General features: G+C 38.3%; 18 protein-coding genes. 4 read left to right on the top strand and 14 right to left on the bottom strand.

Annotated elements, in window-relative coordinates; translation table 11 throughout:
- Positions 1-440 precede the first annotated feature (440 nt).
- Positions 441-2,576 carry a TonB-dependent receptor gene (locus P3L40_RS18410; RefSeq protein WP_247605842.1) on the top strand — a complete coding sequence of 712 codons (2,136 nt, stop codon included), beginning with the start codon at positions 441-443 and terminating at the stop codon, positions 2,574-2,576.
- Between the two features lie 20 nt (positions 2,577-2,596).
- A complete protein-coding gene (locus P3L40_RS18415) occupies positions 2,597-3,574 on the top strand; it encodes an energy transducer TonB (protein ID WP_272693286.1) in 978 nt (325 codons plus the stop codon).
- A 91-nt stretch (positions 3,575-3,665) separates the two neighbouring features.
- Here P3L40_RS18415 and P3L40_RS18420 read toward each other — a convergent pair whose 3' ends face one another.
- The 7 genes from P3L40_RS18420 to P3L40_RS18450 form a co-directional block, all read right to left on the bottom strand.
- Positions 3,666-4,913 carry an aromatic amino acid transporter gene (locus P3L40_RS18420; RefSeq protein ID WP_136135043.1) on the bottom strand — a complete coding sequence of 416 codons (1,248 nt, stop codon included), beginning with the start codon at positions 4,911-4,913 and terminating at the stop codon, positions 3,666-3,668.
- Positions 4,914-4,976: 63 nt separating this feature from the next.
- The gene (locus tag P3L40_RS18425; protein ID WP_004908186.1) at positions 4,977-6,380 is read right to left on the bottom strand and encodes a tryptophanase; all 1,404 of its coding nucleotides are present in this window, start codon (positions 6,378-6,380) and stop codon (positions 4,977-4,979) included.
- A gap of 533 nt (positions 6,381-6,913) precedes the next feature.
- Entirely contained in the window at positions 6,914-7,570 is a 657-nt protein-coding gene (locus P3L40_RS18430; protein WP_094961484.1) for a DUF799 domain-containing protein, read from the bottom strand.
- Entirely contained in the window at positions 7,567-7,920 is a 354-nt protein-coding gene (locus tag P3L40_RS18435; protein WP_094961483.1) for a DUF4810 domain-containing protein, read from the bottom strand. Before P3L40_RS18435 ends, P3L40_RS18430 begins: the two co-directional genes overlap by 4 nt.
- A 9-nt stretch (positions 7,921-7,929) precedes the next feature.
- Positions 7,930-8,604 carry a CsgG/HfaB family protein gene (locus P3L40_RS18440; protein WP_136135044.1) on the bottom strand — a complete coding sequence of 225 codons (675 nt, stop codon included), beginning with the start codon at positions 8,602-8,604 and terminating at the stop codon, positions 7,930-7,932.
- 515 nt (positions 8,605-9,119) lie between these two features.
- On the bottom strand, positions 9,120-10,250 hold the full coding sequence (locus tag P3L40_RS18445) for a hypothetical protein (protein ID WP_136135045.1): 1,131 nt from the start codon (positions 10,248-10,250) through the stop codon (positions 9,120-9,122).
- The gene (locus P3L40_RS18450; RefSeq protein ID WP_228677452.1) at positions 10,247-11,500 is read right to left on the bottom strand and encodes a hypothetical protein; all 1,254 of its coding nucleotides are present in this window, start codon (positions 11,498-11,500) and stop codon (positions 10,247-10,249) included. Before P3L40_RS18450 ends, P3L40_RS18445 begins: the two co-directional genes overlap by 4 nt.
- Before the next feature lie 276 nt (positions 11,501-11,776).
- On the opposite strand from P3L40_RS18450, the gene P3L40_RS18455 reads away from it, so the two are divergent.
- Positions 11,777-12,490 carry a UTRA domain-containing protein gene (locus P3L40_RS18455; RefSeq protein WP_196725319.1) on the top strand — a complete coding sequence of 238 codons (714 nt, stop codon included), beginning with the start codon at positions 11,777-11,779 and terminating at the stop codon, positions 12,488-12,490.
- An 88-nt stretch (positions 12,491-12,578) separates the two neighbouring features.
- Here P3L40_RS18455 and P3L40_RS18460 read toward each other — a convergent pair whose 3' ends face one another.
- The 7 genes from P3L40_RS18460 to hutU form a co-directional block, all read right to left on the bottom strand.
- Positions 12,579-14,261, bottom strand: a complete 1,683-nt coding sequence (locus tag P3L40_RS18460) for an electron transfer flavoprotein-ubiquinone oxidoreductase (protein ID WP_196725320.1) — start codon at positions 14,259-14,261, stop codon at positions 12,579-12,581.
- An 11-nt stretch (positions 14,262-14,272) separates the two neighbouring features.
- The gene (locus P3L40_RS18465; RefSeq protein WP_210853463.1) at positions 14,273-15,223 is read right to left on the bottom strand and encodes an electron transfer flavoprotein subunit alpha/FixB family protein; all 951 of its coding nucleotides are present in this window, start codon (positions 15,221-15,223) and stop codon (positions 14,273-14,275) included.
- 15 nt (positions 15,224-15,238) lie between these two features.
- Positions 15,239-15,994 (bottom strand): electron transfer flavoprotein subunit beta/FixA family protein, encoded by a 756-nt coding sequence (locus tag P3L40_RS18470; RefSeq protein ID WP_094961478.1) that lies wholly within the window; start codon positions 15,992-15,994, stop codon positions 15,239-15,241.
- A 152-nt stretch (positions 15,995-16,146) separates the two neighbouring features.
- On the bottom strand, positions 16,147-17,586 hold the full coding sequence (locus P3L40_RS18475; RefSeq protein ID WP_096864389.1) for a purine-cytosine permease family protein: 1,440 nt from the start codon (positions 17,584-17,586) through the stop codon (positions 16,147-16,149).
- Between the two features lie 275 nt (positions 17,587-17,861).
- Complete coding sequence (locus P3L40_RS18480) at positions 17,862-19,001, bottom strand: acyl-CoA dehydrogenase family protein (protein WP_094961476.1); 1,140 nt, start codon at positions 18,999-19,001, stop codon at positions 17,862-17,864.
- Positions 18,998-20,182, bottom strand: coding sequence for a CaiB/BaiF CoA transferase family protein (locus P3L40_RS18485; protein ID WP_210853461.1), 1,185 nt, complete (start codon positions 20,180-20,182; stop codon positions 18,998-19,000). Before P3L40_RS18485 ends, P3L40_RS18480 begins: the two co-directional genes overlap by 4 nt.
- A gap of 57 nt (positions 20,183-20,239) precedes the next feature.
- The gene (gene hutU, locus P3L40_RS18490) at positions 20,240-21,907 is read right to left on the bottom strand and encodes a urocanate hydratase (protein WP_112307611.1); all 1,668 of its coding nucleotides are present in this window, start codon (positions 21,905-21,907) and stop codon (positions 20,240-20,242) included.
- A gap of 497 nt (positions 21,908-22,404) precedes the next feature.
- On the opposite strand from hutU, the gene P3L40_RS18495 reads away from it, so the two are divergent.
- The gene (locus P3L40_RS18495) at positions 22,405-23,259 is read left to right on the top strand and encodes a hypothetical protein (RefSeq protein ID WP_136135050.1); all 855 of its coding nucleotides are present in this window, start codon (positions 22,405-22,407) and stop codon (positions 23,257-23,259) included.
- The last annotated feature ends 40 nt before the right edge of the window (positions 23,260-23,299 follow it).

The raw sequence follows: 23,299 nt of genomic DNA on the forward strand, positions 1-23,299 counted from the left end.
AATATTTAACTTTATCGGCGCTATAGAAAAATATTTTAATCCCTAGATTTGATTAACCAGCACTCGATATAGGTAAAAATACTTACATTTCAAGAGGGTTACTATTTGATTTTGGGAATCAGAGAAAATTAAAAATTTGAAATTAATTTGAGTAATTTGAAGTAGATCGCTAAATGAGAGCATCCAACCTGAGTAAATGTCCCCCTATCTCTATTTTCACACCTAACCTCGCGTAAAAGTTACTATCCACTCAGTAAGATATACCGCCTAAGTCAACAATTTATTTCCACTTAAATCAAATAATTAGCCATATTATAAATTGTTTTAAATTAATTGATCTTGAAATCAATAACAATATAATAAGATTGATTATCATTTGCATTATCATTACAAAAGGCAAGCCTACTCCAATGAAAAACATTTCCTCCGTTGGAAACAATATGGTTAAATTTAAGCCAAATTTTATTTGTTTCATTATTTTATCAACACTTTCTTTTACGACTCATGCAACCAATAAAGAGCTTGAATCATCACAGCTTCAAGAAGCTGCTGATGCAATTGAGCTACAAGATAGCTATGCACGACCTGACTATGTTGAAATTGAACGTTTACGAGATACCAAGCAAATTATTGTTATTTCAAAAGAAGATATTCAAGGCAAAGGAAACCGCACAATCTCTGATGTGCTTAAATCTGTTCCTGGTATTAGTGTCGATACCTCTGGGCAGGGCAACATAGACTTGCGGGGGCAAGGGGCTGAAACCTCACAACGTAACCTACAAGTGTTACTCGATGGGGCTCCAATTACCACATTAGCAAATCACCCTTATACCACTAACTACGATATTATTCCCGTTGAACAACTTGAGCGTATTGAAATCATTCCCGGTGGCGGAAGCGTTATTTACGGCTCAGGGACTGCAGGTGGAGTCATTAATATAACGTCAAACCTGAGAAGTATGGCTAATCCCAAAACAAGTGTTTTATCTGAATGGAACTCAGAAGGATATCGCTTAAATGCTAATTTGGGAGCTCGGGTGAGTGATACCTTTTCAATTTTAGGTACTGCCAGTAAACTAAACCGTGATCTTTACTATAAAGATACCTACCGTAATTCAGAATATTATTCACTAGGCGGTAGATGGGATCTGACTCCAGATCAAAGCCTCATGTTGAGAGGAAGTCATCTCACTGAAAGTTCTCAGTACGTAAAAACGCTCACATCACGTAATATCAAAAAGTATGGTAAAGACTACGTTCCACCAGACAAAACCGTCACTGTCGGTATTGATGAGAATGGTAAACTAATTAAAAAAACGATCAGTGGTTATTTGATCGGTGACCGCGAAGTCGATAGCTATAATTTAAGTTACCAAAATGCATTTACGGAAAAACTCAATTTTGCTACAGATGTTTTCTACACTGATGGTTTTTATACTAATAATGCCAACTGGGAACAAAAAGTTAATCAAAAAAGCCACGGAACAAAAATCAAATTAGATATCGGCTATCTCGATGATAGCAATCTACTTTTTGGCATAGATTATGCCAAACAAAAGGCTTCTATTCATTATATTGGGAGCTATAAAAAAGATAGTAAAGGCCGATATTATGGGGTTCCTCATAATTTTGATTATGATAAAACAACAAAGGCAATTTATGCCCTTAACAGTCTTAAATCAGATCAATTTGTATTTACCCAAGGGTTGAGACGTGAATTGTCGGAATGGTCATTTGATAAAAGTGGCACAGTAAATGGGTCTGGCACTTCAGACCGTTGGAATACGGCAGCTGAACTTTCTCTTGCTTACCTTTATCGTGATACTGGCCGAATTTATGGGCGATATGAACGAGGCTACACCCTTCCCGATGGCTTGCAAATCAGCGACCAATCTGTCGTTAATGGTGAGAAAATTTATACTCCGACTAAGGCAGAAGATGAGAAATATGACTTATTTGAGATCGGTTTAAGAGATAAATTAGCATTTAGTACTGTCAATATCACATTCTGGACATCTAATACGAATAACCAGCTAAATCGTATTTATCTCACTAGTGTCAATGATGCGAAGACAATGAATTTGTTGAAAACTCGCCGTTGGGGAGCCGATGTTGACTTCCAACAAACGCTCGGTAATTTCACCTTCCAAGAATCATATTCATGGCTCAGAGGACGTTCTGATTATAACAATCATGGCCGCCAGTTTTTGGAAGAAAACGGCAAAAATACCATTGATTACACGAAAAGTGGTTTAACTAAAGTGCCAGAGCACTCCGTTAAACTAAAAGTAAAATACGATTTTACCGATGATTTATCGGGAGACATTCAGTATACCTATTATGGTTCGTACAATAATTTCCTTTCTGATGCCAATAAAGAAGAAGATGGCGTAGTTAAATCACGTGAACTCATTGACCTCAGTGTTCGTTACGCGCCGATTGAACACATCGAATTATATGGCGGGGTCACTAACTTAATGGACAAAACTTACTACGACTATGTTACCGCAGGTTATGGCTCATTAATTCCTGGAAATGAGCGCTCATTTTTTGCAGGCATTAAAGCTACCTATTGATTAAAACAGGAAATGTTTCAGTGACTATAAACCCGTTTTTTCGTTATAAACTTGCTTTAGCACTGTCACTCGTTATCCATATTATTGCCATTATGTTTATCGCCCTACAAACAGGTAGGGCAGTACCTATAATCGAGGGTGTGGAAACGATAACTCTATCTCTAGGGGGACAAATGGGCTCCTCAGGGGGCACAGGAGAGCAGAGCAATAAAAAACAAGTGCAATCACATGAAGTTATATCAGAATCCCCTTCAAAGGCTGAAGCTGCTTCCCAACAGAAGCAGATGAGCAAGTCTCAACCTAATGAAAGTAAAATACCTTCAAAAACTCAACTTAAAAATTCATTGATTCCTGTGAATATTCCCGTTGATAACACGGTTGAATCGCCTTTACTCACACAAAAAACAAAAGAAAAAACAAAACCGAAAATCAGTCAGTCCGTACAAGGGAAAAAGCCAAAAGAACAAAGTAAGCTACTGAACAATAACACTAAAAATAACACAGAAAATCAACTTATTGCCAATAAGATAAGCCATGAAACGCAGCAAGGCTCACAAGAAGCAGCTAAAGAAATACCACTCCATTCAACTGCTGAAAATCAATCTTCCACAAGCCCATCAGCTTCAGAAAGTGGTCAAAGTGGTAAAGGGAATAATAGATTATCTGGTAATAGCCAATTTGCTGCTAATGGTGATGGCAGCTATACCGCACTCGGTTCGAGTGGTATTTCCTATACAATTTTACAGGATGCGGCTCCTAGGTATCCGAAAGAGGCTCGTTCCTTAGGCTATACAAAAGTTGTTAAAGTGCAAATTCGGTTATTAGTTGGATTAGATGGTCAAATTGAATCCGTTGAAATACTAAATAACAAAATTCCTGATTTAGGTTTTAGAGAAGAAGCGGTTAAAGCAATTAAAAAAATGGCCTTTAAACCCATTATTTATCAAGGTCAAAATATTAAAATGTACTTTAAAAAAACCGTTATATTTCAATATTAGCCTACAATCCGCCATATCGTTGGATAGAAAAAAGGTACAGCGAACCCTCACTGTACCTTTGCAGTTATTTTACAGCTTGTATTTTGAAAAATTAACGGTATATCGGTAACAAATTAAACTGCGCTAACAATTGGCAAATAATGCCGACTACTCCAAAGGCGATAACGGCATAGATTAACCCTTTTCCGCCCCACACTTTGAATCTCGAATCAGGAAAACGCTCTCTTACCTTTAATGCCATAACTGCAGGGCAAATAATCGCCCAGATACATGCAGCCATACCTGCATATGCTATTGCGATTAAAAAACCATTTGGAAATAACATGCAAAGAATAAGAGGAGGCAAGAAGCATAATAATGCAGATTTCATTCTACCTGATGGGTTGTCCTTAAAATTCAACGAAGCAAGAATGTAATCAAATAACCCAATTGCAACACCTAAGAATGAGCAAAATACAGCACTAATAGAGAACCACAGTAAGAATGTCGCAATATTTTTGCTATTCAGTACCGCATATAGTGATTCAATAAAAGCATCTAAATTACCACCTTTATTAATTATTGTTAAAAACTCTGCCCGCGGTAGATTTCCCATTGTCCCCATGATCCAGAGAAAATAGAGCACCAATGCCAATACACAACCGATAATACAACTTTTAACGACCTTTCTTTCATTCTCATGATACAGCTTGTACAAACTACAAACATTCCCATGATAACCAAAAGAAGTAATTGCATAAGGAATAATAATAAAAACAAAAGGTAATAACGCTGTTTGTCCTCCTTCAACGGGGGAAGTTAATAGTAAATCTGTTTTTACGATAAAAAATAAACCGGAGAAAGCTAAAATAAACAGAATTATTTTAATGAATAAAAATAATGATGTTAGACGACTTGCCCCTACACCACTCCACCAGATGCTCGCACCTAGAATTAATGTAAAAATAATAAATATTAATCTTAAATTAATATTGTATCCGTAAATGGCGGCAGCTTCTTTAATAACTGAACCTGCTGCTGATATATAGGCATAAATTAGTATGTAGAGTACAAATATTAATGCCATATTTGCAATATAGCATGCCCATCTGGGTAATAATTCTTTAGAGATAAAAAAGTAATTCGTTCCTGCTCCATATTTCGATATACATTCTAAAATATAAATCCCTGAATGAAACATAAAAAAGCAAACAACTAACAAGATAACTACAGAGTTAATAAACCAAGCTCCAGCCATAATAGTAGGCAAGCTAAACATCCCCGCCCCAATCATGGCACCGCCTAGCACAAAACCCCCTACCATTATGGAGGGTTCTTTTTTGGCTGCCGAATTATTCATGGTGTTTACCTTAAGAATAAGGATGAGGTTCCCGCATTGCACGGGAACCATACGAGCGACCTATTATTTAATTGGTTTTAATCTAGCAGTAAAGTGTCTTAATACTGGCGGTTCATATTCAAAATCCAGCCCTTTGAGGGTTGCAAATTTATCTTTTAAACCAATCAGAGCATCTGCAATGTAATCCATATGGTCATTGGTATAAACACGTCTTGCAATGGTTAACCGCATAAACTCCATATCTGCGTGTTTTTGCTTACCAGTTTCAGGATCACGCCCTAATAAAAATGAACCAATTTCAACCGCACGGACACCTGATTCTAAATAAAGTGCGTTAATCACCGCTTGGGCAGGGAACTGATCACCAGGAATATGAGGAACCAGCTTTTTACAATCGACAAATACGGCATGTCCCCCTGTAGGATATTGAATTGAAATTCCACCTTCACGTAAGCGGTCACCTAAATATTTAACTTGGCCAATACGATAATGTAGATATTCTTCTCCAGCCCCTTCTTCAAGACCTTGTACCATTGCAGCCATATCACGACCCGCTAAACCGCCATAGGTCACGAAGCCTTCCATTGGTACACAACGTTGTCTTGCCAGCGTAAAGATTTTCTCGTCATTTTTAATACAAACCAACCCACCAATATTTAATAATGGGTCTTTTTTCGCTGACATCGTTAATGCATCAGCATATTTATACATATCAAGAATAATTTCTTTAATAGTCGAGTTTTTATATTTAGGGTCGCGCTCTTTAATAAAATACGCATTTTCACAGAAACGTGCAGAATCCATGACAACAAAGATATTATGCTGTTTAGCTATTTCATAAACTTCTTTCAAATTCGCCATTGATACTGGCTGACCGCCTGCACTATTACAAGTTACAGTAGATACAATTGCGACTACGTTTTCTGCACCATGCTCAGCAATATTATCTTTTAATTTTTGGATATCAAAATTGCCTTTCCAGTCATCGTAAGTATCCGAGTCATAGGCTTTTTCGGTAACAATATTAATTGCTTTACAACCGTTTAATTCAACATGAGCTGCTGTTGTATCAAAGTGGAAATTAGAAATAAAGACCGGTTTTTTAGCTCCACCTTGTTCCTGTTTTACTTTTAATAAAACAGGGAATAACATATTTTCAGCACCACGACCTTGGTGAGCAGGAATGACATAATCATAGTCAAACATCTCTTTCACTTTATCTTTTAAATCATAATAGTTACGAGATCCTGCATATGCCTCATCACCGGTGATCATTGCTGCCCATTGGTGGTCACTCATCGCATTGGTGCCTGAGTCAGTTAATAAATCAATATAAACTGCACTACTTGGTAATAAGAATGGGTTATATCCCGCTTCTTTTAACGCCGCTTCACGTTCTTCTCTTGATGGAATACGGATATTTTCTACCATTTTAATACGGAATGGTTCTACAATTCTTTTAGCCATGATAATACCTTTAATTTTTCATTAAATAATAAATATTAGAGATCTAACCTATAGTTAAATAAGTTAAAAAAATTTTAAGAAAGGAAAAGAGAAAGGTTATTTGTTTGGAAAGAAGAAGGCTAAAGAAATATCAATATTGAACCATTTCTTCATATAGAAGAAATACCTTGATATAAGTGATTCGTTTAACAAGAACATACTATGACTCCTATCAACGAGAAATTAGTACAACCGACTATTATTATATATATAACAGTTGGGTTACCAAAGTAATCGCTATTGTCATAATATTGTACCTATATCACACTATTAGTGAGATAGACTAGAACAACTTGATTCAAGTCACAGTATTAACTCATATATTAAATAAGAGTTTAATATTATTATTTTTAGTTTAATCATCCCAATTAAAAAAACGTATAAACAATGTAAAACGATAATTAAATAAGTTAATTTCACTTAAATAATATTTAACTTAAATAAAATGGGCAAAATATTTTATTCTATTTCGCCCATTATTCAATAATTAATAATTACTGAGCATCTTTACCATATTTAGGCGATCTAGGCCCATATAAGATACCATTAGGCTTACCTGCAGATAATAACCTGACACTTGTTATACCTGCAATTGCATAGCTTTTATCTGTCATTGTATCTACGATTTGGTTAACAACAGCAGATACTAACGCCCCAATAATACCATTTGACGAGGAATTATTTTCAGCACTAGATGCAGTCGCTGAGCCACTCCATAATAACGTTCCTGTTCTAGCGTCAACCAATTTCGCATCCGCAGTGACACGAGTATCACTAGAAATAACCTGATAACTTGTACCGTATTCAGTGATATTCAAGTAAAGTACGGCATCATTACCAAAAATTTCGCGCAATTTTGCAGGTGGAACAGCTTGAATGTCACCTGCATTTGTCATCCCATTTTGCTTAAATGTTTCCTCAACAACAGCAACAGGGAAAACATAGTAGCCAGCCTCAGCTAAAGGAAGAGTCGCTTGTGATAATAAACCATGACTTGCTTGTACTTCTGGTGAACTGTTTTGTGGTAATAGCACCAGAATACTTTTAGGCTTACTTTGATTAAATGCCGTGTAATCAACTTTAGTTGGCTGAGCACATCCCGTTAATAACCATGTCATCACCAATCCGCAGACTATAAGTAAATGTTTCATTTTACTTTTCCTTTATTTTTCATGAGAAAATCCATGTAAGCCGCAGATTCTGGATACAATGCTTTTTCCGCAGTAAATTCTTGCATTGCAAGATCAACCGCTCCAGTTGTTGAATACAATAACCCTAAATGCGCATGCAACCCTGGCGGAGTTGCTAAACCTTTTGCTTTGCTCATTTCCAAATTCTTTTTCAAAGCTTGAATTTGTTCTTGAGGGCCAGTTTCTGTTTGTTGGTAATATTGGTAGACCGTTGTTTGATAACCATCCCAGTTATATAGTGGTTTGGGTTCATTAGCGCAGCCATTTAATAAAATTACGCCGGCTACCATAGCCAATAATTTAATTTTCATCGTATTTCCTTATTTAGCTGGCTGCCATGCACCACTTTCTATACCAGAAACTAAGTTATTTACCGCTTCCCTAATTGCTAAATCTAATACTTTACCATTCAATGTTGAGTCATAACTGGCAGTGCCACCAAAACCAATCACTTCTCTATTTGATAATTCATATTCACCAGCACCTTGTGAAGAAAAGACCACTTCAGATGTTTGAACATTAACAACGTTTAAATTGACTTTGGCATACGCTACTTGTGATTTACCACGACCTAAAATACCGAATAACTGGCGATCCCCAACTTCTTTTCGTCCAAATTCAGTAACATCACCAGTAATTAAATAAGTTGCACCTTTTAACTGTTGCGATTGACCTTTAATACCAGCTTCTTCTTTAAGTTCTTGCATATTTGCACGGTCTAATACATTAAAACGACCCGTTTGCTGTAAATGTGTCATCAAAATGGTTTTAGATTGATTACCTAAACGATCAACCCCATCAGAGAAAATACCATTCATATAACTAGAGCGATTATCAAATTTCCCTATTGATATTGGGCTTTTTGGGCCTGAATATTGAGTATTATATGTCGCAACTTTTTCTACGGCTAAAGAACGAGAAGATTCTTTAGCACAACCACTTAATAATGCACTTGCAATAAGAATAGATGCAATGCTGATTTTGGATATATTCATTTAGCTATCTCAATTAAAATAAAATTAGAATTAGAATTAATTTTGCATTGCTATTTTGCATTAAATGAAAAGTAGGGTCTAGTCAATCTTACTTATTTTTTATCTGACATTTAGTTTGTTTTTTAATGACTGCAATACTCATAAAGTAACCAAGGTTTACTAATATTTAATCAAATGGTTGATTAAATATTAATACATCTATAAAGAATAATTAGCTAGTAATCTTTAATGATGATATTGAATATCATCATCTATAGTTAATACTATATATTATTAACTACATTTCTTTTATTTTTATTATATATTTCTAATTATACAACTTACTTCCATATAATGAGTTAAAATCGTTTAATTTTTATCTATTTTTAGTCTATCATTAAAACGTACTCTTCCTCTCCTTAAACTGCAAACTATACCTATTTTAGTATTAGCTTAACCTTTAAATAACAATAACAAAAAAGATAGGGAAAACCCTATCCTTATTGAATGAGAACACACTAAATCATCTTTACGCATCAATGCAATGATTGATAAGAAACTTGTGCTCCTTTAGTCAGCGCACTTTCATTTGAATAAGTACTTTCTATTTCAATCAAGGATTGGTCCGCCATATTGTATATTTTGTTATACAAAGGAAACTGAGGACGATAACGGATCTCTTTCGTGGAAAAATCCATCATTAAATATTGTTGCGAACCTCTAACTATATTCGAAACAATTAAACCTTGATTGCCGACTTCTAAGCTGTTCATGTGGTTATAACCGCTTTCTGCCATCACCTCAAAATTACCATTAGTATGAAATTGCATCAAAGAAAATAAGCGACGTGAGGGCTCTTGAGCAACCACAAAAATATCACCATTACGATTTTGTGCAGCTTCATTAATTCTAACAGGCAACCATTTGCTACTAATAACCTGCTTAGTCGGGATATCCATGATAACTTCTAATGAGCCCATTTGATTACCATAGCTGTACCACATTACGATTTTATCTCGATATGTTGCATAAGAAAAATTTGAATTTCCTTCAATTTCTTCAGGATATAATGACTTGGCTAAATCTCGAACATTCATAAAATGTTCCCATGTCATTCCTTTATCAGCACTGATAAAAATATTTTCATTATCCGCAACAACATAGAAAGGAGAGCTTTTAGATAAGTAGATTTTTCCCATAATCAACGTTGAAAATAGCTTGCCAGTTTTTTTACTCCAAGGTGTAAATTCACTCACTGAAAAATCAGTTAAGTTAATTTTTTGATAGCCATCACTGAACATCATTAAACATTGTTTTCTTTCACAAACTGCATTATAGAAACTTTGATCGCTATAAGTGATAAAATGCACGCCATTATTATCTGCAAATAAAATCTGGTTATCATATTCGCTTGAAGGCATATAAGTATTATAAGAAGAGTAATAATAATTAGAACGGCCACTTTTTTTAGCTACAATTAACATCCCATTTTCAGCTGGAAATGTCGTTGTAAAATCATAGCTTCCAATTGGAGAGCTATTTTCATTATGGTTTTGCCATTGCCAATCTTCCGTGCTACCTCGAGTAAAAATAAAGAAAGTGAAAAATAAACAGAGCACAAAGATAAAAGTTACAATAAGAAACCGCTTACTGAGAAATGGGTTCATGAACGCACCTCCGTCACATAATCTGTTTTACCGTGCTGCCGACGAAGTTGTTTTAATAAATATTGAGATTGATAGTAAGCATTACCACGTTTTGATACTTTAAAATAAATCGCCACACATAAAGCAATAAGGAAACTTATTCCTAATAAAATGGTTCCAGAAAAACTGATATACATGACACCAGTATCAATAATGTTCATCCAGTCCCAATGATCCCAATAACCGCCTTTTTCAAAGGTTTCACTAATAGATAATCCACCTACAACTAGAATGAAAATAGCCAAAATGCAACAAATGAAACCCCATAAACCAGTATAAAACCCTCTTTCTTGTGGTGCTCCTTTGCCAATCAGGCTGTAGGCAAGCCCATCCTGATGGTTATAAATACCAAAAATCACCTGTTCTTTTGAATGCTCTTGAATATTTTTATGGAAAACTTCAAGTTCATCACCTTGAGCAATAAATAGATTATGGTTGTTGAATAAGGGTTCATTTGCTGACACTAGAACATCCATATGGCTTTTATTTATCTGTAAACCGATATGATTGAGTTTTTGCTCTGCATCCCCTCTCGCAACAGTTAAGCTAAGGGTTGATGTAATATTAACCTTCCCACGGGTGACGAGTAATGACGCTTTATCACGATAGTTATCTACTGATTTACGTAATTTATTGGCTTTATTTTTTGAGCTTTTAATTCCTAAAATTTCAATTTGTTGCCCTTGTTCACTCTTTTGATATTGCCCATCAATAACTAAATCCAACGCTTTTAAAATTGATTTTCGTTTTGGACTTAAAATATGTTTAGTTTCGGCCAGTGCAAGAGCAAACAAAACTATTCCACCAAAGGCAGCACAACCTAAAAGTGAGACTAAGATAATCATTAAGAAGCTATCATCTGCATTAATAAAACAGTAATACACTGCAGGTATCAGGGCCATTAAGACTAACGAAATTAAATACTGTTTTCCTAGTGAGCGATTAAAACCAATGGTTCTATCTGGCTCAAGTCGACCATGCTTTTCATGGTAAACCCACTCAGCCCAATAACTACCATCATTCATCTCTTCTGCACAAATAACCAAGGTATCGCCTTGTTGTAAACGTTCTAAAAAAATTTCGCTATTTGAAAAGTCACCTTGATTAAAGAAAAATACCTTTTGGGAGGCAATCAATCTTACCATTCCCATTGGGCTGACATTTTGATAGTCACATTGAGTAAGACTGACATGGAAATATTGAACTCGCATGAATAAATGCCTATTTCGCTAAGTAAATTTAACATTATGATAATAAATAAAGGTATATAGCCCTAGTAAAACTTACCTTATAATTAAATAATTCAGATAAGGACGAGCACCTTAAACAACTATTTAACTCAGGTTAATCATTAGAAATAGGTATCTCCTACTAGCAAAGCCAGTAATTACTGATAAACTTGCATTCAATACAAAGTTTGTGAGTGAAATGTGGCAATAAAACAATGTTACCACTCCTTCCTTTAACAATAATTTTGAATAACAGCGATGACATTACAACCTGCATATAAGCAAATTCAGTCTTACATTTTACGCAGTATTGATTTAGGTATTTTTAAGCCTGAAACACAAATACCGACAGAATTAGAGCTATGTGCTCAATTCAATGTAAGCCGTATGACCGTGAATAAAGCCATTTCAGAGTTAAGTCAAAAAGGGATCCTACATCGTATTGCGGGCAAAGGCACATTTGTCGCCACTCAAAAACATGAGCTCCCCGTAACAAAAGCGTTTGATATTTTTGATGAGATCTCAACAAGTGGTAATAAATATAGCGGCCACCAGATGCAACTAAAAATTATTCCCGCATCAGCAGAAATTGCACTACAGCTCGGGATTAGTGAAGGAAGTGATGTGGGCTATTGTAAAGTACTACATTTTGAAAACGATATTCCTTTAATGTTAGAAGAACGCTATGTTAACCACGCCATTGTGCCCGACTTTGTTAAGCAAAAATATGGTGACACTGAAACTCCTAGCGGTTATTTGCAACGCCATTTTCCTGTCAGTGAAATGGAACATACCATTGAAGCTGCATTGGCCACAAAATCTATTGCTCAATCATTATCAATTAAAGAAAACTCACCTTGCTTACAACTTAGCCGTCGCACTTGGACAGGTAACACTCTAATTAGCTATGTTAATATGATCACAGCTGGCTCGCGTTACAAATTAAAATTACATTCTCGAATTGAGAATTAATGCAAAAATAAAAAAATGGGGCAAAATTGCCCCAAAGCGACTGATAAAACAAAAATATCAAGCACAACTACATCACAATAAATTCGTTTTACATTCCTTGATAAATAGGCCCTTCCCCTCCTTGGGGAGCAGTCCAGGTGATATTTTGTAACGGATCTTTAATGTCACAAGCCTTACAATGCAGGCAGTTTTGCGCATTAATTTGCAGTTTTTCCTCGCTTTTATTCCCTACAATTTCATAAACTCCCGCGGGGCAATAACGCGTCTCGGGCGCAGCATATTTCATTAAATTAACTTGGATAGGGACATTAATATCAGCCAGTTTTAAATGGCAGGGTTGTTCTTCTTCATGGTTAGTATTCGATAAAAATACGGAAGAAGACTTATCAAACGTTAATTTACCATCGGGTTTTGGGTAATCTATCGGTGTAAAACCCTTGGCTTCCTTTATTCCTTCATGATCCGATTGTTTTAATTTCAACGTCCACGGGGTACACCCCTTAAATAACAGTTGTTCTGCACCAAATAGTATTGAACCAACCACTAGCCCTTTTTTCATATAGGGCTTAAAATTGCGTGTTTGATAAAGCTCTTGATATAACCAGCTCTCTTCAAATAGCTGGCGAAATTGCTTTTTAAACTGTAAATAATCAACCATTCCATTCTGGTTAGCACTGAACCAAGCTTCTGCTGCTAATAACCCACTTTTCACCGCACAATGGGTGCCTTTAATTCGGGCTGCATTAAGAAAACCTGCATCATCACCAATTAACACACCTCCGGGAAAGCTTAGTTCAGGTAACGCGGCTAACCCACCCGCCACCATCGTTCTAGCACCATAGCTGATCCGTTCTCCACCCGATAAGAAATCACTAAAAGCAGGATGGGTTTTTAAGCGTTGAAACTCATCAAACGGTGATAAATACGGATTTTCATAATTTAACCCGACCACCAAACCCACTGCGACTAAGTTATCCCCATAATGATAAGCAAAGCCACCACCATAGGTGTGGTTATCTAGCGGCCAGCCAACGGAATGGACAACTAACCCTGCTTGATGTTGCTCTTTTGGAATTTGCCAAATTTCCTTGATCCCCAAACCATAGGTTTGTTTACCGCTCTCTGTGGCTAAATTAAAATGATTTATCAATTGCTTACCTAGCTGACCACGGCACCCTTCCGCAAAAAAGGTCATTTTTGCCAGTAAATTCATACCCGGTTGGTACATCTGTGTTGGGTTGCCTAATTTATCAAGCCCCATATCTCCAGTTGTGACGCCTATCACTTGGTTTTTATCATCAAATAACACCTCTGTGGCAGCAAAACCGGCAAAAACATCAACACCTAATTCTTCTGCCTCCACGGCTAGTGCAGCACTTATCTCCCCTAAGCTACCAATGAAATTACCATTGTTTTTCAAACAGTTTGGCAATAAAGAGAGGGGTAAATGACTCGCTTTATTTTCTTTTAGCCATAAAAAACGGTCATGGCTTACAGGTGTTAAAGAAGCCGAAACCTTTTGCTGCCAATCTGGTAGCAATTCATCGAGAGCACGTGGGTCTATCACTGCACCAGATAAAATATGAGCTCCTATCTGTGCACCTTTATCAATTAAACAAACCGAAATTTCTGTTCCTTTCTTTGCCGCTAGCTGCTTTAAACGTATTGCTGCAGATAACCCCGCGGGCCCACCACCGACAATCAGGACATCGAACTCCATCGATTCCCGCTCGGGAGCCTCATTTATTTTCTCAATATTGTCGATAGCCATGAGCCCCTCCATTACGCCAATGCTTTGTCAAATTCAGGTAAGATCTCAAACAGATCGCCAACAATGCCATAATCCGCAACTTGGAAAATCGGTGCCTCAGGATCACTATTGATAGCAACGATCACTTTGCTTTCTTTCATTCCTGCAACATGCTGAATTGCCCCCGAAATTCCTACAGCTATGTACAAATCAGGTGCGACAATTTTCCCTGTTTGTCCTACTTGGTAGTCATTTGGCACAAAACCAGCGTCTACCGCAGCACGTGAAGCCCCAACCGCAGCCCCTAGCTTGTCAGCTATCGTTTCCAATAACGCAAAATTTTCACCTGAGCTCAAGCCTCTCCCGCCTGAAATAACCACTTTTGCAGAGCTCAATTCCGCACGGCTAACTTGAGTTAACGATTGGCTTTTTAATTGACTACGCAGCGGTATATCGGCAAGGGAAACCTTCTCTATTTCAGCACTATTTTGCGTTTCATATCCCCCTGAAAATGCCGAACTACGCACCGTAATGACCACTTTCTGACCATTGTTTTGTACCGTTGCTAACGCATTCCCTGCATAAATAGGTCTAACAAAAGTTTGTGAATCAATAACTTGAGTAATATCTGAAACTTGTGCGATCCCTAACTTTGCAGCAACCCGTGGGGCAATATTTTTACCAAATGTCGTCGCTGGAAACAGTAAATGAGTATATTCTTCTGCAATATTCACCACCGCATGAGCCATCGGTTCTGCAAGTTGGTTTTTAAGGTTATCTGATTGTATTTCTAGGACTTTACTCACGCCTTTTATACTCGCAGCTAGCTGAGCGACCAATTCTGTCTCACTTCCTGCAACTAATAAGTGCAAATGGCCACCTGTGGTGAGAAGTTGTTTTGCAGCGTTAATACTATGATAAGTAGAGGTTTTTATTGTTTGATTATCATGCTCGACAACCACTAATACAGATATTTGGCTCATAGGTATTTTCCTCGATTAAATCACTTCTTTCGCTTGTAATGCACTGACTAGCTCTGTCGCACTGCTTAGCAATGTACATTGCCCCGCTCGTTTTTTGGGTTCTGAGACACTAAGCGTTTTAATTTGCCCTAATGGAGTAAAATCCATATCAGTAATATCGATAATATCTAACGTTTTTTTCTTCGCTTTCATGATATTAGGTAAAGTTGCATAACGAGGTTCATTGAGCCGTAAGTCTGTTGTGATGACCGCTGGCAATGGCATTTCTAACGTTTCTAAACCACCGTCAATTTCCCTCGTAACTTGCAGTGATTGCCCTTCAAGCTTAACTTGAGAAGCAAATGTCGCTTGCGGGTAATCCAATAATGCGCTGAGCATTTGGCCTATTTGATTGCAATCATCATCAATAGCTTGTTTGCCTAATAAAATAAGATCTGGCTGTTCCCTTTCTACGATTTGTTGAAGTAAACGCGCTATATCCAGTGGCTCTAGTGTTAACTCCCCAGATCTTTGGACTAAAATCCCACGATCAGCGCCAATCGCCATCGCACTACGTAATGTTTCTTGATAACCAATGTCACCGATGGAAACCGCAATCACTTCTGTTGCTTTTCCCGCCTCTTTTAAACGCACAGCTTCTTCGACGGCAATTTCATCAAATGGGTTAATTGCCATTTTGACATTCGCCAATTCAACCCCTGAACCATCGGCTTTTACTCTTATTTTGACGTTATGGTCTATCACTCGCTTCACTGCGACTAAAATTTTCATAGCAACTCCTATCCCAATTCTTCAACGATTGGTGGGTATGGTAATGTTCTAAAACCGTTTTTTAGGTTGAGAGAAACCGTAACAGTGATAGTTTCACTGTTACTGGCTATCTCAATTTTTACGCTTTTTAATGCTAGTTTTTTATGAAATGGTTATTTTGTTGTCGGTAATATCAACCGATCTGCGACTGACATAGGCCATTTTTTAATCGCAACATAGTAAAGAATACTTGTTGCTACTAAGCCAACAATCCATGAAATATCGACACCACCGAGTTTTTCGACTAAAGGCCCGGTATAAAAACCTGTTGATATAAATGGTAATTGTATTAATACACCGGCAATGTAAGTGAATATCCCGACTTTATTCCAACGCCCATAGCGGCCATTTGGGTTTGCAAGTTCGGGAACGTCGTAGCGACCTTTAGTGACCCAATAGTAGTCAACTAAGTTAATTGCACTCCAAGGGGTAAAGAATGCAAGTAAAAACAATAAGAAAGCAGAGAAGAGTTTTAAAAATGAGTGCTGGCCCGCTAACCCAAGTAGTGTTGAAAAACTGACCATTAGAATAATAAAGAACAACCTTTGGCCACGAGAAATTTGGCTTTTCCCACGGAAACCACACCAAATCGCAGCCATAGACATAAAGCTACCATAGGCATTCAATGCAGTTATTGTCACTTTCCCATAGAAAATACTGATGTATAGCAACGCCGCGATTAAACCTGTGCTGCCTAAGCCCACAATATACGAGACTTCATTACCGGCAAACTTATTGCCAGCAAGCGCTGCGGCAAAAACCCCTAAAATCATTGAGGCTTGCGTACCAATTACTGTGCCTGAACCCACAGCCAAGAAGGCTTTAATTGTCGGGGTTTTAGTCGGTAAATAACGAGAATAGTCCGCAACATAAGGCCCAAATGCAATTTGCCAAGAAGCAGACAATGACATCGCTAATAAAAAGTTCGTCCAGCTAAAATGGCGGTTTTCCAGTAATACCGAAACATCATTCATATAAAATAGACGGAAAAATAGATAAAAGAACGTAATCACGCCGATAACGCTCGCTACTTTCCCTAAAATATGGATGATGCGATAACCACAAATTGTAATGCCGATAATCACCACACCAAAAATAATAATTCCAACCCAATCAGTCACATGTAACAACTGACCAACCGCTTGCCCTGCCAGCACGGTACCACTAGCAGAAAACCCGACATACATCATGCAAACTAATAAAATAGGGATGACGGCACCGTATACGCCAAACTGTACACGACTCGAGATCATTTGTGGTAACCCCAATTTCGGCCCTTGCACCGCATGCAAGGCCATCACCGCGCCACCTAATAATTGGCCAATAAACAAGCCAATTAATGACCAGAATACATCTCCGCCAAGCACGACTGCCAAGGCCCCCGTTACAATTGCCGTTATTTGCAAATTAGAACCGAACCAAAGTGTGAATTGGCTCGATAAAGTGCCATGGCGCTCGGACTCTGGAATGTAATCGATGGAACGCGCTTCGATTAAGGGTACATTCTCCTGCCGGTTTTTTTGCCCTGTAGCGATGTCGTTTGAAACTGTCATGGTAACTCCTCTTTAAGCAAGGCTGGCTTAAAGAATGAACCAATTAATCGTAATGGAACCGCAATAACTACAATTGTAAGGTACAGTTATTAAGCATTACGCTGGGTGATGTTTTATCTGTTATTCACCCTGAATAACTAATTGAAATACATTCTTAAACCTGATTGTTGTTGTGTTTTTAATTCCATGATCCTGTTGTCAGGTAGTGCTTCCTATGGTGCTCCATAAACCAGTAAACGCCTGTCCCGCTTACTCGGCTCAATACTTAAAATAACTTAGTGGGCGTCTAAAACGGCACGTGAAATAATAATTTTTTGTATTTCTGATGTCCCTTCAAAAATCCGTAAAATCCGTGCGTCACGCACATAACGTTCAAGAGGGAGGTCACGAATATAGCCGTAGCCGCCATGAAGCTGTAAAGCCGCATCCGTTACAAAACCCGCACACTCAGCAGCAAACAATTTCGCCGTCGCGGATTGCAAACTAAAACGCTCCCCTGAATCACGTAATTCCGCAGCTTGCCAGGTCAACATACGAGCCGCCTCCAATTGCGTGTGCATATCCGCAATACGCCATTGAGTTCCTTGGTATGCAGCTAAGGGTTTTTTACCAATTTGGCGTTCTTTTACCCAGCCTAAAGCACTTTCCATCGCGGCTCGAGCAATACCTAGTGACGTTGCAGCCACTTCAACACGCCCTTTATCTAAAACTTCCATGGCGGTGTGGAACCCTTTATTTTCCTCTCCCAGTAATGCAGATTCAGGTAGCCAACAATTCAATGCTAATTCATAAATGGTGCTACCCCGTAACCCCATGGTTTTTTCAGGTTGAGAAAATGCCACACCTTCAGTGCCTTTAGGGATCATAAATGCACTGATGCCACGAGCTCCCGCTTCAACATCGGTTTTAGCATATAACACTATAAAATCAGCCTCTTTGGCGTTTGTGATATAGTGTTTATTTCCTCGAATACGCCATCCGCCATTTTCACGTACAGCCACAGTACGCATATCCGCAGGGTTAGAGCCCGCAGCCGGCTCAGTTAAGCCGAATGCACCTAATAATTCCCCAGCAGCGGCTTTTGGTAACCAATGATTTTTTTGCTCTTCTGTCCCACCAATTAAAATTGAATCTGTCGCCAAAAAATGTGCCGTTAGAGCCGATGACGTCGATGCACAAGCTGCTGCGACAGCTTCCACGACCTGGCTCATCGCCACACTACCAATACCAAAACCACCATACTGTTCAGGTAAATTAATTCCCCAACAGCCCATTTCCCCTAGCGCTTGTAAACTTTCAGCACAAAAGGTTTCGGTTTCATCGTATCTTTGTGCATTCGGCTGTAAAATGTCATGGCAAACTTTTTCTACCGCATCTACAACCGCTTGTTCCGTTTCATTAATATCAAAACTCATTGCATCGTCTCCGCATTTTTAATTGTTGTTTTCGCTGGTTTATAAACTAAGTTTGCCTCACCTAATTTCGGGGCACGGCGGGTCGAATGAGGTTTATTTCCATTAAAAAAAACCGGTTGAGAAACCAATGGTGTTCCTCCATCATTCAGGTACGTCAGTACTTTCCTCACTTCGGCATGTTCACTTTGTGTGGCTTGGTGCAAATTATGAATGGGTGAAGCAGGAACCCCCGCGTTTAATAATATGTCACATACCTCTTCAACCGTTTTTTGACGTGTCCAACTTTCGATCTCTTTTCTAAGAAAAGCTTGGTGCTGCGTTCGACTCGGGTCATCACGGTACCGCGGATCGTGGCATAACTGCGGTTTTTCCATACATTCGCAAAAGCGTTGAAATAGCTTTTCACTCGCAATCGCAATAACGACTAAACCGTCTTTTGCTTGATAGGTATCGAATGGCGTGGAGACTGGATGGCGGTTCCCCACTAAGCTCGGGGCCTTATCATTTGCAAATAAGTTTGAAAGCCCAGTTAACTGCATGCTGAGTAAGACATCTACCATCGCCACATCAATATACTGTGCCGCTTCACCATGACGCTCTCTCGCAAATAGCGCACTGCTTATCGCCCATGATGCAAACATCCCTGCACACACATCGCCAATTGACTCACCGCTGCGTGTTGGCCCTGTTTCTGGGAAACCAGTGACACTCATTAGGCCTGACATCGCTTGTGCCACAATGTCATAAGCCGGGTAACTGGCTAGTGGGCTGTTTTGTCCAAACCCTGAAATACTGGCGTAAATTAATTTAGGGTTGTGCTGCTTTAAGCTATCAAAATCGATGCCAAGTCGTTGAGTCACACCAGGGCGAAAGTTTTCAACCACCACATCACTTTCTTTGACTAATTGAAATAAAATTGCTCGATCTTCATCCGCTTTAAGGTCTAATTCAATACTGCGTTTACCTCGGTTAATCAAACCGTAATAAACACTTTCACCATCAATAAATGGCCCTAAATGGCGGCTGTCATCACCGTGGTTGGGCACTTCAATTTTGATCACTTCAGCACCAAGATCGGCCATCATACCGGTGCAATAAGGACCTGCTAACACACGGCTTAAATCGATCACTTTGATCCCCGCCAGTGGCCCTTGTCTTTTCTGAGTTAACACAGCATTCATACTGAATTCCTTCTATTCCAGAAAGATGCCGACCGATTAAGCAGCCGGCAAAGGACATTACTTCACCATCGGCAAGTTCAAGCCTTGCTCTTTCGCACAGTTAATGGCGATGTCATAACCTGCATCTGCATGGCGCATAACGCCCGTTGCAGGGTCATTATGTAAAACGCGCGCTAAACGTTTATCAGCAGCGTCCGTTCCATCACATACAATGACGACTCCTGAATGCTGTGAGAAGCCCATGCCAACACCACCACCATGATGTAAACTGACCCATGTTGCACCACCTGCGGTATTTAACAGTGCGTTCAATAAAGGCCAGTCTGATACGGCATCAGAGCCATCTTTCATGGATTCCGTTTCACGGTGTGGACTCGCAACAGAGCCTGAATCTAAGTGATCACGACCAATGACAACAGGGCCTTTTAATTCACCACTTTTCACCATTTCGTTGAAAGCACGGCCTAATCTTTCTCTGTCTTTTAAACCGACCCAGCAAATACGAGCAGGAAGCCCTTGGAATGCGATACGTTCACGTGCCATATCGAGCCAATTATGTAAGTGTTTGTCATCTGGTAATAATTCTTTTACTTTTTGGTCTGTTTTATAGATATCTTCTGGGTCACCTGATAACGCGACCCAACGGAATGGTCCAACACCTTCACAAAATAGCGGGCGAATATAAGCAGGAACAAAACCTGGGAAATCAAAGGCATTGCTAATCCCTTCATCTTTTGCCATTTGGCGAATATTGTTGCCGTAGTCAAAAGCTGCTGAGCCACGTTTTTGCATCGTTAGCATCGCATCTACTTGTACTGCCATGCTTTTTTTCGCAGCTTTGGTCACTTCAGCAGGGGCAGTTTGTTGTTTTTCACGCCATTGGGCGAGTGTCCAGCCCTGTGGTAAGTAGCCATGTACTGGGTCATGAGCACTCGTTTGGTCGGTCACTGAATCAGGGGTGATATTGCGTTTCACCAATTCACTGTAAACATCAGCCGCATTACCTAATAGCCCAACAGAAACGGGTTGGCCATTGGCTTTGGCATCGTCGATATATTGCAATGCTTCATCAAGAGAAGTCGCTTTTTTGTCTACATAACGGGTTCTTAGACGAAAATCGATACGGCTTTCATCGCACTCGACCGCTATCATGCTAAAACCTGCCATAGTTGCTGCTAATGGCTGTGCTCCTCCCATCCCTCCAAGGCCACCGGTTAAGATCCAGCGCCCTGCGGCGTTGCCATTAAAGTGCTGTTTAGCAAGTGAAACAAAGGTTTCATAGGTGCCTTGAACGATCCCTTGAGAACCAATATAGATCCAAGAACCTGCCGTCATTTGGCCATACATCATTAAGCCTTTGCGATCTAACTCATTAAAGTGATCCCAATTCGCCCAGTGAGGAACAATATTTGAGTTCGCGATCAACACACGCGGAGCATCTGGATGGGTAGGGAACACACCAACAGGCTTACCTGATTGCACGAGTAATGTTTGGTCATCTTCCAATGTGGTCAGCACATCTAAAATTTTGTCATAACATTCCCAGTCACGTGCCGCACGGCCGATGCCGCCATAGACCACTAAGCTTTGAGGGTGCTCAGCAACATCTGGGTCTAAATTATTTTGGATCATGCGGTATACCGCTTCTGTCAGCCAGCTTTTACAGGTTTTCTCACTGCCACGTGGTGCGCGGATCACTCGAGTTGAGTCAGTACGATTTAACATGGTTGTATCCCCTATCATCCATTTTTAATTAACTTTAAATTAACAATTTTGTTTGTAATAATCTGCGAGATACCCAGTTAGTGGCGATGCACGTGCGTCTTCAAACTAATTAATTGATTATAAATCAACAGATTATTTTTATATCAACTTGCTCGAGATTATCTATTCATTGAGAGTATTTATCGATGATTTAAATATATATACATTTACTTCACAAAGTATATACATTTAAATTTGAAATTTTGTAGGAAGTGTGAAGGTTGGAATACGAGGGAAGTTATACAACAACAAGTAGCTGTATGTTTCTAGAGGGAAAGTTGTATATACATTTGTTTTTGTGTATAGAAACAAGCAAATAACAAAATTGAGAGTCGCTTCACAGAACGTTGTAACGATGTATAGAAGTAGATGCGCTATTCATTAGCTATTCACGCTTCTTGCAATTATTTCTTCTAAAAACAGGTTATTTTTCCTCCTGTTTAAAATTGGAGAATTTTATGAGCATCGACATTGCTAATTTTTTTAATCGGGTAAGAAATTATTTTATCCCTAACAGCAAGAGAAACCTTGATATCACAAAAATAAATAAAACTCAGTTATCACTTCCTGCTTCAAAATTTAATTCTATACCTAAAGTTATTAATACCGAAGAAGAGGCTATTCAGTTTGCTGAAACTCATTATTTCTTACCTGAAAATTTCATACATAGAAAAGGGTGTGATACCTCACTAAATAATTTAACAACAGATAATCAACGAGTTGAATTAAAAATCAAAAAAGATATAAATTCTTTTTTTAATTCAAAAATTAAAGATCACAGTGAGACATTAACAAAAGTAAACAATAATTTAATTCCCTCTAGTCAACCAACAAAAAAACATTCATCCTTAAATCAAATTGGCCTTGATATACCAAGAATGAATATTTTTGTTAAAAATAAAGATAATAATCCAACTAAACTACAATCCATAATTGATATTAATAAATACCTAGGAAAATTACCGCCTTCACATATATGCCATATTTGTAATATTGCAAATCAAGCCCATTTGGCAGAAGGCACTATTAAAGCCTCGGAAATGATAAGTAAAACCCAATCCGAATTTTTATTTCAAGATCATGGCAAATCATCAATCATGATTAATATTTTAGATAATAATAGCTATCAGGTAAAATCTGAAGGTTACTTTAATTTAATCAATACAAAAACTGGAAAAAAAGTTAATAATTCAGAGGTTATAGCAGAAACGACGACTCATTTTACATTTGATGAACAGGATAAGTTAATTGCTGAAAAACAGGACAAGTTAACACTAAAAATAAAAATTGAAACGAACCCACCACAGCTATAACTCGATAGCATAGCCAATAGCAATTTAATGATTTAATAAA

Source organism: Providencia sp. PROV040, from assembly GCF_032706145.1.
Lineage (GTDB): Bacteria > Pseudomonadota > Gammaproteobacteria > Enterobacterales > Enterobacteriaceae > Providencia > Providencia hangzhouensis.